This window comes from Streptomyces hygroscopicus subsp. hygroscopicus, assembly GCF_030269125.1.
In the GTDB taxonomy this organism is placed as follows: domain Bacteria; phylum Actinomycetota; class Actinomycetes; order Streptomycetales; family Streptomycetaceae; genus Streptomyces; species Streptomyces hygroscopicus_C.
The window spans coordinates 16404-31108 of record NZ_BSSM01000022.1; the positions used below are offsets into that span (position 1 = coordinate 16404).

Consider the following 14705-nt stretch of genomic DNA (forward strand, 5'->3'; position numbering starts at 1 on the left):
ACCGGAGCGTTCACGGGCGGGCGGGACGGTGTCAGCGGGGGGCGGGCCGGCGGGTGAAGGGGCGGGTGCGCTGGGCGTGGGCGGCCACGGCGGGAGCGGCGGCGCCGGCGGCGGCCAGGGCCAGTCCGAGGAGCAGCCAGCCGGCGCGGCCGTAGCCGAGGATGACGAAGGTCGTCACGGCGGGGGTGAGTGCCGTGCCCAGCTGGGAGGTCAGGCCGAACATGCCCTGGTACTGGCCGTGGGCGTGTTCGGGCGCGAGTTCGTAGGACAGGGCCCAGGAGCCGGCGCTGTAGAGGAGTTCGCCCGCGGTCTGGGCGGCGACTCCGGCGGTGAGCAGGGCGGCCGCGAGCCACAGGGGGCCGGTGGCGGCGGCGGCGAAGGCCGCGCAGCAGGCGGCGAGCCACAGGCCGCAGCGGCGCAGGGCCCGCGCGCCGGTGGGTACGTCGTTGACGCCGCGGCTGGCGGGGATCTGGCAGCACACCACGAGGGCGGTGTTGATGAGGAGGAACGCGGAGAAGGCGGCGGAGGGTACGTGGGTGTGGGCGGTCATCCAGATGGGCAGGGCGACGTTGAGGATGCCGGCGTTCATGATCAGTACGGCGTTGAGCAGGCCGACGCTCATGTAGCCGTGGTCGCGCAGGACGAGCCATCGCGGCGCGCCCTCGGGTGCGGGCCGCGGCGGGGTCTCGGTCAGGGGGAGCAGGAGCAGGCCGGAGGCGAGGAAGAGGGCGCCGCCTGCGGGGAGGGCCGCGGTGGCGGCGGCGGGGGTGTGGGAGGCGATGGCGAAGCCGCCGGCCAGTGCGCCCGCGGAGAACCCGGCGTTGGTGACGGCCCGCAGGTAGGCGCGGGTGCGGATGCGCTGGTCGGGGGGGACGGCGTGAGCGACGAGGGCGCCGCGGGCGGCGGTGGAGGCGGAGTCCGTGACCGCGACCGCGGCCGCCACGAGGAGGAACCCGGTCCAGGTGTGGACGGTGGCGTAGGCGGCGATGGCCAGGCCCTGCAGCAGGAGGGCGGCGACGGCGACGCGGCGGGTGCCGAGGGTGTCGGCGAGGCGTCCGGCGGGGACGCTGGCGGCCATGGCGGCCAGCGCGGCGAGGGTCAGGGCGAGTCCGACCCTTCCCGCGGGCAGGTGCTGGCGGCGGGTGAAGTACAGGACGACGACGGTGACGACCAGGCCGTTGCCGATGCTGCGGGTCAGGGTGCTCGCGGCCAGCGTGCGCGCGGCGCCGGGGGCGGGCAGCAGGGTGCGGGGGCGGCGGGCGGCCGTGGGGGGTGCGTTCACGGGGCGGCCTTCGGCGCGGGACCGGCCGGCGGGTGCGGCGCGCACACGGTGTGGGTGTGGAACCACCGGGCCAGGTCCTTCACCCGGGTCTCGGTCTGGGTTTCGGTGGTGCCGCGGACGACGGCGAGGCCGGCGCGCAGGTGGGAGGCGGCGGTGATGTCCGGCATGAGGTCGCCGGGGGCCACCTCGATGGCGGCGTGGACGACTCCCGGCCGGGCCAGCGTCTGCTCGTGGGAGGGGATGCGGTGGACGGTGCCGGGGGGTGCGGGCAGGTTCATCCCGGCGAAGACGGTGCCGGGGGCGTGGGCGGGTTCCTCGGTGAGGGCGGAGGGGCGGCCGAGGACGGTGCGGGCCCATTCCTCGCGCAGGTCGACGCCGAAGGCGAGGCGGACGACGTCGTCGGTGCGGCCGCCGCCGACCCGGGCGGCGCACTCGCCGAAGACCAGGCGCTCGCCGTCCTGGAACATCTCCAGGTGGAAGGGCCCGTCGGAGTATGCGAGGGCTTCGAGCGCGGCGGAGGTCAGGGCGCGGGCCGCCGTGTAGAGGGCGGTGTGGCGGGCGGGGGGCAGCACGATGTGGGCGACCACTCCCCCGTCGTGGATCTCGATGAGGTTCTGCACGTAGCGGGAGACGGACAGCACGAGGAGCCGTCCGTCGCGGACGATGCCGTCGACCTGGAACTCGGTGCCGGGGATGTACTCCTCCAGCAGCCAGGGTCCGGGTCCGTCCGCGCGCAGGGCGGTGACGGCGGCGTGGAGGCTTTCCGGGCCGGTGATCAGGAAGGTGTTCCTGGCTCCGCCGCCGTCGAGGGGTTTGAGGACCGTGCGCGGCGCGGCGGGGGGTACCTCGATGGTCTCGGGGTGCTCGGTGACAGTGCAGTCGGCGACGGGCAGGCCGGCCCTGCGTACGAGGGTCTTCTGCAGGGCCTTGTCGCGCATCGCGAGGATCCGCGGCGCGCGCGGTTCCCCGCCCGTGCCACCGCGGTAGGCGGGGATGCGGGGGGTGGCCCGGCGCAGGTCGTCGAGGATCTGGGCCGGGACGATGCAGTACTCCAGGACGCTGCAGACGGCGGTGAAGGCCCGCAGTGGCAGGCCGTCGCGGGCCAGGGCGGCCAGCACGTGCTGCGCGCTGGTCGGGTCGGGCACCACGACGGTTCGTGAGACGGTGTCGCTGCCGCGGGCGGCGGCGGCGTCGCGGGGCGCCACCGCGCAGGTGACGTCGGCGCCCGCGCGGGCCAGGGCGGCGACGGCTCTGGGCATCCAGCCGACGTGGAGGACCGGTGGGCGGCCGGTCATCAGTCGATGCCCCGCACGATGTGCGCGTCGTCCGGGTCGTCGGGGTATCCGGCGAGGTGGAGGGGGCGGGGAGCGATCCACAGTCCGCGTGCGCGTACCTCGCCGAGTCCGGAGGGCGCCGCCGTGGTGGTGGTGTCCGGATGGTGGGGGGCGGGGTGTGGCCGGCCGCCGGGCGGCTCGGTGCCGGGGGCCGGTGCGGTCTCGTCCAGGGTGGTCATCGCTCGTTCCTCCTCAGTTGAGTGCCTGTGCCTGTGCCGGGCTGGGGGTGCGGGTGGTGGGCCGGGCGGCGAGGATCACGGCGCCGGCGACGGCGACGACGGCGGCCGAGCCCCACATGACGGCGGGTGCGTGGCCCGCGCCCAGGCCGAGACCGCCCAGGACGAGGACCAGGGTGTTGGCGCTTCCGGTGAGTTGCTCCATGCGGACGGTGACCCGGCCCCGGGTGGGGCCGTCCAGGGCGGACAGGCCGTCCTGGGTGAGCGGGCGGGCGGCTCCCGCGCCCAGGCCCAGCAGGGCGATGGCGAGGATGACGGGCACCAGCCGGGACGTCGTGGCGAGCAGGACGAGGGAGGCGGCGACGCAGGCGAGGGTGGCGGCCAGCAGGAGTGCGGCCGAGGTGGTGCGCAGCAGGCGGGCCGTCCAGCGGGCGACGAGCAGGGCCGCGACGTTGAACACGGCGAGCAGGACGCCGAACAGGGCGAGGGAGACCTTGGTGCGTACGAACAGCAGGTAGGGGATGAAGCCGACGAAGGCGGCCAGGGCGACGCCGCGCAGGCACACGTAGTAGGCGATCCACAGTCCCGCTCCGCCGGTCCAGCTGCCCTTCGGCGCGGCGGCGCCGGTGGCGGGTTTGGATGCGGTCGCGAGGCGGACGGGGCCGATGCCGGTGGCGGCGGTGGCGGCGGCCGCGCAGGCGAGCGCGGACAGGAGGAACACGGTGAGCCGGGTGTGCTGGAAGATCACGGCGCCGGCGATGCCGGAGACCATGACCACGGCGAAGATCCAGCTCTGGGTGCGGGCCTGGATCTTCGAGGCGCGTTCGCGGTCCGGTTCCAGGACGCCGACCAGGGGGGACTCGACGCTCGCGGTCAGTGCGTAGCCGAAGCCGCTGAGGATCTGTCCGGCGACCAGGCCCGGGGTGCCGCCGGCGACGGTGCCGATCAGCAGCAGGCCCGCGGCTTTGGCGATCTCTCCGGCGACCAGGAGGGTGCGGGGGCCGAAGGCGGCGGAGAAGCGGCCGACGAACGCTCCGGAGACCATCACGGTGAACCCGTACAGCGCGAGCAGGGTCTGGGCGAGGGCGATGCCGAGGTGGTGCAGGTAGAGGAAGGCGAACAGGACGGGCAGGTGGAAGTAGGCGCGGGAGATCAGCCGGTAGACGAACAGGGCGCGCAGGGCGCCGGGCCGGGACGTGTCGCCGGCCCCGCCCGGGGCGTGGTCGGCCCCGGGCGGGGTGGCGGGGGTGGGGGTGCTCATCACTCCATGGCCCCGGAGGAGGCGAAGTAGTTCTTGTCGGCGCCGCTTTGGGTGGTGAACACCGAGGAGGAGTCCTTCGCGCCGGGCAGCGGCAGGTGGACCGGGACGGGGGCGAGGCGGACCTGGCGGTCCTGACCGCGGACGAGGAGGTCCTGGTAGGCCTCCCAGTCGCCGCCCGCGCACAGGTGGCGGTCGCCGGGGGCGCCGCAGCCCACCAGCGGCCAGGCGTCGGCGGCCGCGTAGTTCTGGAAGATGATGCGGCGTGAGCCGGTGGACCGGTTGGGGCCGCTGGCGTGGACGGCGCGGACGTGGTGCAGGGTGATCGACCCGGCCGGCGCCGTCAGCTGGACGGCGTTGTCGAGCATGTCCTTGATCTGGGTGTGGTCCAGGGCGCCGGCGAAACGACCGCCCTGGTTGTGGGAGTAGACCTCGCCCAGGTGGGATCCGGGGACGACGAGCAGCGGGCCGTTCTCCTCGGTCATGTCGTCCAGGAGGACGCCGACGGCGACGAGGGAGTCGTTGGTGTGCGGGTAGAAGCCCCAGTCCTGGTGCCACTGGATGGCGTCCCCGGTGCCGGAGGGCAGCTTCAGGTTGATCTTGCTGCCGTACAGGCGCAGGTCGTCGCCGAGGAGGTCGGCGACGATGTCGAGGATGCGGGGGTGGCGGACGGTGGCGTCGTAGACCGGGTGGTGGCGGTGGGGCGACTTGACGCGCCGCACGTAGGGGCTGCCGTTGTGTTCGCCGATGTCGAGGATGCGGCGGTCGGCGTCCGCGTCGCCGGCCTGGGCGGCGAAGCTGTCGGTGACGTCGCGCAGTTCCTGGAGTTCGGAGGCGCTGAGGACGTTCTCCACCACGAGGTAGCCCTTGGCGGCGTAGTGGTCGAGCTGGCTTGCGTCGAGCGTGTGCATGTCTCACCTCTGTGTCAGGAAAAGAGATGCGGGCCGGGAGCGGGTGCTCCGGCCGTGCGGGTGGGCCGGGCCCTTGGGCGGGCCCGGTCCGTGAACGTGATCGGGGCGGTGCGGGTCTGTGCGGGACGTGCGGTGCGGGTCCGGTGCGGGCCGGGCCGTCGGATGCGGGCAGGGCGGGGCGGTGCTGGTGGGGGCCGCGGCCCGCCGCCAAGGGGTTGGGGCGGGGCGGCCCGGGGTGACCCGCCGCCACTGGGGGCGGGCCGGGACGGGGACCGGGAACGGGCCCGCCCACCGGGGTGGATCAGGCCCGGCCGGGGTCCCCGGCCACCGGGACGGGGCCGGGCCGGACCGAGGTCCCGCCCGCCGGACGGGGCGAGGGCGGCTCCAGGCCGGCCTGCCCGCCCGCCGGGGGGTGGGCCGGGGCCGGGTCTGCCTGCCCGCCCGGGGTCGGCTTGTCACCCGGAAACGGTCCGTCCCCGTGGCGGTCGGGCTGGGCCGGACCGGGCCCCTCCGCTGAGGGCGGGTCAGAACCGGGCCGGGGCGCTCCCGTTACCGGGCCGTGGCCGGCCGGTTCGGGACCGGCCCCCGAGAGTGGGTCGGAACCGGACCGGGACCAGCCCACCCGGAGGAGGGTTGGACCGATTCGGGACCAGCCCACCCGAGGGAGGACCGGATCAGCCCGGGGACCAGCCCACCCGGAGGAGGGTTGGGCCGGTTCGGATCAGCCCGCCAAGGTGGTGGGCCGGTCCGGGGCCGGTCTGCTGCCCGGGGGTGGATCGGGCGGGCCGTTCTGGGAACGGCCTGTCCGGGGGCGGGTTGCTGTCCCGGGGCTGTCCCTCTCCCCCGGTCCGGGAGGGTTCCGGGCCGCTGTCGAAGGCCGCCCCGCCCGCCCGGGGTGGCCGGGCCGGCGCGGGACCGTCCCGTCCCGCCCTCTTGGGGGTGACCGGGCTGGTCCGGGCCGGACCCGTCCATCGGGTCGGGCCGGAACCGGTCCGAGACCGTTCCCTCACCCGGGCGGGCCGGGCCGGCGCGGTCCGTGCTCGGGCCGGCCGGTCCGCCGGGTGCGGGTGGGTGGGTCCCGGGTGCGGGCCCTGGCGGGGTCAGGCGGTCGCGGGGACGGTCAGCTGTTCGGTGAGGAAGGTCAGGGTGCGCTTCCAGGCGAGCTGGGCCTGGGTCTCGTCGTAGGTGCCGAGGAGGTTCTCGTCGTTGTGGAAGGCGTGGCCGGCCGGGTAGAACTGCAGCTCGACGGGGGCGCCGGACTGGCCGCGGATCTGCCGGGCGAGGTCCTGGGCGCGCTCCGGCGGGGCGTAGGTGTCCTTCTCCCCGAAGTGGCCGAGGACGGCGGCCTTCATGCCGGAGAAGTCGGGGTCCTCGCCGGCGAAGACGCCGTAGAAGGGGACCGCCGCGGCGATCTTCTCCCCGGCGGCCGCGGCGAGCGCGAGGACGAAACCGCCGCCCATGCAGAACCCGACGGTGCCCAGGGCGTCGCCCTTGACGGCCTCGTGTTCGAGGAGCCAGTCCACGGCGCCGACGAGGTCCTCGACGCCCTGTTCGAGGGGGAGGTCGCTCATCATCTTCCCGGCCTCGTCGGAGTCGTGGGTGGTACGGCCGCCGAACAGGTCGGGCGCCAGGGCGACGAAGCCCGCCTTGGCCAGCCGGTCGGCCACATCGGCGATGTGGTCGGTCAGCCCCCACCACTCCTGGATGAGGATCACGCCAGGTCCACGGCCGGACTCGGGGAGCGCGAGGTAGGCGTGGATCTCTTTGCCGTTGCGGACGAAGTGCGTGTTCTGCCGTGCCTGGGGGGCGCTCATCTTCTGTGGTTCTCCTTGGGGGCGGTTTCGGTGGCCTGGGCGGCTTTCGGGGCGTGTGGGACAGGGGGGTCCCCGCCGGGGCGGGGACGGGTCAGCGGCTGGGCTCGAGGGCGCGCTGCACGAGCAGCGCGGTCAGCCGTCGTACGGAGTCGAGGGCGGGCAGGTCGCGGACCATCTCGTGGACGAGGCCGGCCTGTTCGCCGTCCAGGGCGCCGGAGGTGATACGGGAGAACTTGTTCCAGACCTCGTCACCGGTCATGGGGTTCTGCGGGGTTCCGGTGGCGTAGCGCACGCGGCGCTGCCAGGTGTCGCCGGTGGTGGTGGTGATGGTGACGGTGCCGCCCCAGTTCTCCGGGTACTCGGCCTCGGCGACGGGGTCGGTCACGACCCTGACGCGGTCGGCGAAGGCGTGGAAGCGGGGGTCGGCGAGCTGTTCGTCGCTGTAGCTGTCCAGGCCGGGCAGTTCGCCGTAGGCGGCCATGCCGAGGGTGAACTGGACGCTGAACTGGCCGCCGAGGGGGTCGACCGGGTGCACGATGGTGCCGACGTGGACGGCGCCGTGCGCGGAGAGCCCCACGGTGACCTCCGCGATGTCCTCGGGTGCGAGGCCCTTTTGCCGCATGAGGAACTGGAAGGCCTCGAGCGGGGCGTGGATGAAGTAGCAGCAGTTGTAGGCCTTCAGGCCCACCTTCTCGATGATGTACCGCGTCCCGAGGCCGTCGGTGAGGCGTTCCACGCTGCCCTTGTCGGCGAACACGTTCACGAATCCCTTCGCGCCGTCCAGGACGGTCAGGGGTCCGGTCATGCCGCGCCGGGCCAGGGCGACCGCGCGGATCCCGGCGGTGGTGGGGATCGCGGTGTGGATGCGCTTGACCGATCCGCCGGACTGCGTGTACTCGATCAGCCCGCCGGAGAAACTGCCCGCGATCGCCAGCGACTGCGCCAGTTCCTCGGGGGACTGGCCGTGCAGCAGGCCCGCGGCGATCGCGGCGCCGAACGGGCCCGCGGCCGGCGGGGTGTGATGGCCACGGCGCAGGCAGTCCGGCGAGACGGCGTGCGCGGCGCGCAGCATGACCTCCAGGCCCGCCGCGGTGGCCCGCAGCAGCTGCTCGCCGGTGGCGTTGACCTCCTCGGCCACCGCCAGGGCGACCGGGATGATGACAGCGCCCGCGTGGGTCTGCACCATCTGGCAGGTGTCGTCGAAATCCTGCCCGTGCCCGAACGTCGCGTTGGCGAACGCCGCGTGCTCGGGATGCGTACGCAGGCCGTGGAACAGTACCGTCGACGATCCCGTGGCGCGGAACTCGCGCACGTAATCGTAGGAGGCCTGGCTCCACGGAAGACGCGCGCACGCCAGCTGAAGACCCAGCTGATCGATGATCAGCTTCGTGACGTACTCCTGGACGGATGCCGGAATACCGTCATGGTAGATGCGGTGCGCGAACTCTGCGAGCGTTTCCGCCGCAGCGGCGCGGGATACATTCCCTGAGGGTTCTTTCCGCTGCTCCGGAATGAACACTGTCACCCTTTTTCCCTCCCCCTGGGGGATCGACTACACCCTGATCCCGTAAAGCCCGCAAGCTCATGAGATCTCGAAGGCGCTCGACTGAGATATTCGCCGCAGAGAAAGAATCGGGTCAAGGTTGATCACCGAATCACTGTCAGAGGAAGTTGATGCATACACGGATGCACGTGTGTGCCGTGCCGGAACGAGGACCGTGCGGTGGAAACATCATGGAACGCCACGGAAAAAGACTTGAAACAAAGCCGGGAGACGAGAGGAGGACACGGGTACGGGGGTACGGGCGGGAAACACGGGGGGAAACGGAGGCGGAAGGGAAACGGAATGCTGCGAACCGGAATGAACAGGCCGGGCCGGGACGGAAACAGCGCGGGCCGGGAGCGGCCGGCGCCGGACGGCACGGGAACGGGACACAGCGGACGAGGAATAAGGCGGTACCGCACAGGCCGGCCGACGTGAACCAGGACCGGACACGCCGGGGATGCCCACGCCGGGGATGGGCGGCGCGGGCGCGAGCAGAGATGCGGTCGGCGGGACCTGGAGTGCCCAGGCGGCCCGGTTGCTCGGCAGCCCGGGTTGCTCCGGCTGGCTCGCTTGGGTGCTTGGGTGCTTGGGTGGCTCGGGTGGCTGGGGGCGGGCCGTGTCGGGGCCGGGCCGCGGCGGGAGAGCGGCATGACCCGGAACGGCGCGCAGAGGACGGGAGATGAGGCCGTACCGCACGGGCCGCGGCGGCCCGGCCGGGCGAGGCGGGCCGGGTGGCACGGCCCGGGACCCGGCGCGGGCCGGGACGGGCTGGTGCGGGCCGGGGTACGGACTCGGCCCGGGTGGTGCGGGCCCGGGACCCGGCGTGAGGCGGGACGGGGCGGCGCGGGCCGGGGTGGTACGGGCTCGGCTCGTGCACCTGGCGCGGTCCTGCGGTGCCGGCCGGGACGAGGCGGCCCCGGCCGGGGGTACCTCCGCGCAGGGGCCGGGCGGCGAGGCCCGGGGCCGGGTGGCGGGGCGGGTGGGAGAGCGGGGCTGCGCGCGCTTCTGTGAGGGAGAGGCACGCGCAGCCGTACAGGGGCCCCTCCGGGTCGGCCGGAGGAGCGGGATGGGGTCAGAACTGCAGGTCGCGGGTCTCGGGCCCGGTGTACAGCTGGGCGGGCCGGCCGATGCGGCGTTCGGGCGCGGTGACCGCTTCCGTCCAGTGGGCGATCCAGCCGGGGACGCGGCCGACGGCGAACAGCGCGGTGAACATCTCGACGGGGAAGCCCATGGCCCGGTAGATGAGCCCTGAGTAGAAGTCGACGTTCGGGTAGAGCTTGCGTTCGAGGAAGAACTCGTCGCGCCGGGCGATCTCCTCGAGTTCCAGGGCCATGTCGAGCAGCGGGTCGTGGGCGGCCTTCCCGCACACCTCGCGGGCCACCTCGCGGATCACACGGGCACGGGCGTCGAAGGTGCGGTACACGCGGTGACCGAAGCCCATGAGGCGGAAGGGATCGTTGCGGTCCTTGGCCCGGGCGATGTACTTGCCCAGGTCACCGCCGTCGTCCCGGATGGCCTGGAGCATCTCGATCACGGCCTGGTTCGCCCCGCCGTGCAGGGGCCCCCACAGCGCGGACAGGGCCGCGCTGACGGAGGAGAAGAACCCGGCGTTGCTGGAGGAGACCAGGCGCAGGGTGGCGGTGGAGCAGTTCTGCTCGTGGTCGGCGTGCAGGACCAGCAGCGTTTCCAGGGCGCGCACCATGGCCGGATCGGTGGCGACCGGGCTGTCACCGAAGCACATGTGGAGGAAGTTCTCCACATACCCCGCCGACGGGTCGTAGGCGCGGCGGGGCCGGTCCTCGAAACGGGCGAAGGCGTGGGCGGCCAGGACCGGCATCGTCGCCAGCAGGTCGAAACCGGCCTGCCGCGCCGAGGACGCGCCGTCGCCGGCGAGGGCGGTCATCACCGAGGTCGCCGCGGCGAGCATCGCCATCGGGTGCGTACCCGCGGGCATCGCGTCGAACAGCGGGCCCCAGGCCGGGCTGCGGGGCAGCCGGCTCGCGGCGATCTCACCGGTCCACTGCTCCTCCTGGGCGCCGGTGGGCAGCTCGCCCGTGGCCAGGAGATGGGCCGTCTGCAGGAACGTGCACTTCTCGGCGACCTGCTGGGCGGGATAACCGCGGTAGAGGAGGATACCCGCGTCACCGTCGATGTAGGTGATCGCGGAACGGCATATCGCGGTATCGGCCAGGCCCGGGTCGTAGACCAGGTGACCGCCGCGCGCCAGGTCCGCCGCCGCGACGGCAGGCCGGCCCATCACCGGCGTCGTCACCGGCAGTTCGGCTTGTACGACGCTCGGGCCTGCGGCCATCCGCGGCTCGGGTACCACGGGCGTCTCGTGCGCTGTCCTGCTCATCCAGGTCGTCCCCTACTAGTTCGTGTGTCCGTCGGCTGTCCCGCTCACAGAGCCACGCTCAAACGTTTCGCCAGCGCAGCCTTGTACGCATCGGTGTCGAGCACCAGGTCCGGGATGACGGGCAGCAGCAGCGACGGCGGATAGGCGCCGTCCCGCACCAGATAAGGCCGCTCGAACGTGAAGTCCACGATGGTGTTCGAGGGATTGACACCCTCGGCCTCGACGTCGACGCACTCGTCGTCGCGGTCGTTCACCAGGACCGCGTCGACCGCGCCCCCGACATCATCGATCGCTTTCTGCCGCGTGACGACGAAGTTGCCCTGCCCCGACAGGTTCGCCGAGGTCAAAGCGACCGGCCGACCGAACACCTCCAACAACCGGTTCAACGCACACGAACGCTGGTACATCACCGCGACCGTGTTCGCGCCCATCGTCATCCGCGGCGAGAACGGGTAGGTGAGATCGAAGATGAACGAGATCTCCGCCGGCCAGATCCGCTGCAGCTCGGCCATCGCGAATCCCTCGGGGAAACTCACGTACTTTTCCGTGTCCTCGATCCTCGGGACCGCGAGGGTGAGGGGACCGAACTTCGTGCGTTTCTTCGCCTCGAAGACACGCGCGATGGCCTTCTCGTTCTCCGCGTCACAGATCAGTACGTAATTCGTCCGGCTCGGAACGACGACGACACCACCATCGCCCAGAATCCCCGCCACCTCGGCCAGAGAAGACTCGGATTCCTCAAGGATCAGGCCCGCCATGACACCTCCCATCAAAAAACCATCCATCACCACCACGAACCACCGGGAAACAAACCCCCTGGCCCGTGTCGACCACAAACCAGTCTCCGCACCACCCCACCCCCGGTCAATCGTGATTAGCAAATCAATCCACACCCGCACAAACCCCGAAACCCCCACGGCCACGGCCACGGCCCCGACCACGAAGCAAAGACACCCACACCAAGCAAAGAACACGGACGGGAAGCAAACACACGGCAAGCGAAAGAAAACCACCCACCGAAAACTCCATCACACCACCACACCAGCAGGGACGCAGAAAGGGCGGGCCGATGGAGCCGTTCGGTGGATAGCGGGGTGGCCGGGGGCGCCGCCGGCGGGTGGCGGCGCCCCGGTGAGCACCTCAGCCGTTGTTACCGCGCAGCACCGGCCCGGTGTACACGAACTGCATACGGAAGTTGGTGTTCTGGGTCAGCTGCTCCAGCAGATGAGCCACCCACCCCGATATACGCGCTATGGAGAACAACGCCTCCCCCGCCCCCGGGCTCATCCCCGCGACGAAGCACAGCGCACTCACCGCGAAATCGAGGTTCACCGGGACCAGCCCGGCCTCACGGATGTCCGCGAGCGCCTCGCGCAGCGCGGCCATCCGCAGCGCACCGTCCGAGGGGAGATCGGCGTCGGGGGGCCACTCCGCCGACATCCGCTCCAGCAGGATCGCCGCCCGCGGATCCCGCTGACGGAACGCCAGGTGCCCGATCCCCGGCACCGGCCGGTCCGAAGCCACCAGCTTCGCCACCCGCGCACAGCCCGGATTGTCGTAATAGCAGCGCAGCAACTCCTCCACCTGGTACGCCGCCGCCCCCGGCGCCGTACCCCGCATCGCGCACAGCCCGGCCAGCACGGCGGCCTTCATGTCCCCGCCCACCGACGCCACGATCCGGCTGCACACCGTCGGCGCCGCCAGCCCGTTCTCCGCCGCCAGGTTCAACGCCACGTCCACCAGGGAAACCAGAGCGGGCGGCATCACCGTCCGCTTCCCCGCCGGCAGCAGACCACGCGCCAACGCGCCCGCCACGCCCCCCGAATCCACCGGAAGCAGACCCGTCGCGCAGTAGACCGCGAAGGCGATGATCCGCTGCGCCTCCCCCGTGCACTCCTCCTCGATCACACTGCGGTGCCCCGTCCCCGACAACGCCGCGAGCCCGCACACGATCCGGTCCAGCGGCAGCACGGAACGCCCCCGCCCCGCATCCGCGACCTCCCGCCACGCCTCGGGGAACACCCACGGACGCGGCACCGCACGCAGCGCCTCCACGCTCGCCCCCCACAACAGGTGCGACACGTTCTCGAACCCCATCCCCCCGCACAAGAGCAGCACGTCGTACCCCCGGTAGAACAACCGGTCGTTGCGGATCAACGCGATACCCGACTCCAGAACCGTCCGCGTCCCCTCCCGCTCCCGTGTCTTACGCCCCCGCGCCGCAAGACGCTCGATGTCATCCCGCCGGAACCTGCTCCCCCGCGCCCCGTCACTCGCCCTGCGCAACAACCCCCTGCTCGTGTACGCGTAGATCGTCTCCCGCTTCACCCCCAACCGCCTCGCCGCCTGCTCCGTCGTCAGCCACATCCCGTCGTCCATCGCCGACTCCCCGACACTCACGACGCAGTCCCCCTCAGAACCAAAGTGAATGAGCCCTCACGTCCAAGTCGCACAACCCACCCGGAACGTTGACACGAAGGTGTAAGTTTTCGGCCGGATCCATCACCCACGCAACACCCCACCACCACACACCCGCGCCACGACGGCAGCCACCCGCATACCGGCCACAGACCACACCCACAGGTGGGCCCCACAGCCCACCACACAACACAACATCAAGAACACCCCCCGTCGGCAAAAACCAACAACCGGGGCCGCCGACCAGGCACAACGATCGCCCGCCGCGCGCCACCCACACAATCCGGAAACCAAACCACCACACACCGACCCGAACACATCCGGCCTCGGCCCACCGCCACCCTCCCACCACCCAACACCACATCAAGAACACACCGACCGAACCTCCGGAACGAGGGAATCCAGACACTCGCACCAACCTGACCGCGCAACGGATTGACAGCAAGAGGCCGACGACGTCGCACCAACCACCCACCACACCCCAACGCCCCACCCACACACCCCACACCGAAAGACAGGAACCCGGTAGGCCCGGGGCTCAACGACCACGGAGCCGGAAACGGGGAGAGAGAGGAACGGAGTTGGGGATCAGACCGGGGGTATGACGCGGCCATGCAACAGGGGGATGTCAACACCGCATGACCAGCACCGAACACACAGCGCCCGCAGGCACCGCGCACGAACCACCGGCACCCGCGGACTACGGGGACCACGCGGACTACGGGGACCACGCGGGCAACGGGACCAGCAACGTCGGCACGCACGAGCGACGGCCGTACACAGCACCCGCCGCCCCGATGGCACGACACCAGGACGAACCGGCAGCGGCGCACCCGGACCACAGCAGCACCGGCAGCGCCGGCAGCACCGAGAGCACCGGGGTGCGCCCCCACCACACGCCCACAATCCCGTCGGCGCAGCAGGAAAAGGGACCGCTCTCACGCGCGGGCGACACGGACGCCGACGGCGCCGGTGAACGAAAGCCGGACACGACCGAACGCGACCGGGACCAGGACGAGGCGGACCGGGAGAGAACACTCACCCGGCTCTTCAAAACCCACTACGACCCCCTCCTCCGCCTCGCCTCCCACCTGGGCGCCGACGACCCCGAAAACATCGTCGCCGAGGCCTACTACCAGCTCTACGAGCGCTGGCAACACCTCCGCCACAAGCAGGCCGCCCCCGCCTACCTCCGCACCACCATCCACAACCTCACCCGCACGCACCACCGCCACCGTCACCGTTACGCGACGCAGCACCCCACACAGGTCACCGCCATGCCGACCGAAACCGTCTTATCCGCCGAAACCACCGCTCTCCAGCGCCACGACCACCACATCCTCCACCAGGCCCTCCGGCAACTCCCCGCCCGCCAGAAGCAGGCCCTCATCCTCCGCCACTGGCACGGCCTCAAACAGACCGAGATAGCCGCACTCCTCGACGTCACCGTCGGCACCGTCAAAACCCACACCCACCGCGCCCTCGCCACCCTCACGCACACCCTCGCAGCCCATCGATGACCAACGGAACCACCGACAGGACGGCATCCCTCGACCACTCCGAGACGCTCGCGATGAACGTGGGGACCTCGTCGTCACGCTCCGGAGCGG

11 protein-coding genes are annotated in these 14705 nt (G+C 72.0%); 1 reads left to right on the top strand and 10 read right to left on the bottom strand.

What is annotated here, in order from left to right; translation table 11 throughout:
* Nucleotides 1-31: 31 nt before the first annotated feature.
* The 10 genes from QSK45_RS34100 to QSK45_RS34145 form a co-directional block, all read right to left on the bottom strand.
* Nucleotides 32-1282, bottom strand: a complete 1251-nt coding sequence (locus tag QSK45_RS34100; protein ID WP_285562791.1) for an MFS transporter — start codon at nt 1280-1282, stop codon at nt 32-34.
* Complete coding sequence (locus QSK45_RS34105; protein ID WP_285562792.1) at nt 1279-2577, bottom strand: ATP-grasp domain-containing protein; 1299 nt, start codon at nt 2575-2577, stop codon at nt 1279-1281. The genes QSK45_RS34100 and QSK45_RS34105 overlap by 4 nt, the downstream gene beginning before the upstream one ends.
* On the bottom strand, nt 2577-2795 hold the full coding sequence (locus QSK45_RS34110) for a hypothetical protein (protein WP_285562793.1): 219 nt from the start codon (nt 2793-2795) through the stop codon (nt 2577-2579). Before QSK45_RS34110 ends, QSK45_RS34105 begins: the two co-directional genes overlap by 1 nt.
* 13 nt (nt 2796-2808) lie before the next feature.
* Complete coding sequence (locus tag QSK45_RS34115) at nt 2809-4053, bottom strand: MFS transporter (protein ID WP_285562794.1); 1245 nt, start codon at nt 4051-4053, stop codon at nt 2809-2811.
* Complete coding sequence (locus QSK45_RS34120; RefSeq protein ID WP_285562795.1) at nt 4053-4961, bottom strand: phytanoyl-CoA dioxygenase family protein; 909 nt, start codon at nt 4959-4961, stop codon at nt 4053-4055. Before QSK45_RS34120 ends, QSK45_RS34115 begins: the two co-directional genes overlap by 1 nt.
* Nucleotides 4962-6061: 1100 nt before the next feature.
* Nucleotides 6062-6775, bottom strand: coding sequence for a dienelactone hydrolase family protein (locus QSK45_RS34125; RefSeq protein ID WP_285562796.1), 714 nt, complete (start codon nt 6773-6775; stop codon nt 6062-6064).
* Nucleotides 6776-6866: 91 nt separating this feature from the next.
* A complete protein-coding gene (locus QSK45_RS34130; protein ID WP_490993659.1) occupies nt 6867-8300 on the bottom strand; it encodes an MmgE/PrpD family protein in 1434 nt (477 codons plus the stop codon).
* Between the two features lie 1093 nt (nt 8301-9393).
* Nucleotides 9394-10677, bottom strand: a complete 1284-nt coding sequence (locus QSK45_RS34135) for a citrate/2-methylcitrate synthase (protein WP_285562797.1) — start codon at nt 10675-10677, stop codon at nt 9394-9396.
* Between the two features lie 44 nt (nt 10678-10721).
* Nucleotides 10722-11435 carry an L-threonylcarbamoyladenylate synthase gene (locus QSK45_RS34140; protein ID WP_285562798.1) on the bottom strand — a complete coding sequence of 238 codons (714 nt, stop codon included), beginning with the start codon at nt 11433-11435 and terminating at the stop codon, nt 10722-10724.
* A gap of 382 nt (nt 11436-11817) precedes the next feature.
* Nucleotides 11818-13056 carry a citrate/2-methylcitrate synthase gene (locus QSK45_RS34145; RefSeq protein ID WP_285562799.1) on the bottom strand — a complete coding sequence of 413 codons (1239 nt, stop codon included), beginning with the start codon at nt 13054-13056 and terminating at the stop codon, nt 11818-11820.
* Between the two features lie 677 nt (nt 13057-13733).
* Here QSK45_RS34145 and QSK45_RS34150 point away from each other — a divergent pair.
* Nucleotides 13734-14615, top strand: a complete 882-nt coding sequence (locus tag QSK45_RS34150) for an RNA polymerase sigma factor (RefSeq protein WP_285562800.1) — start codon at nt 13734-13736, stop codon at nt 14613-14615.
* Nucleotides 14616-14705 lie beyond the last annotated feature (90 nt).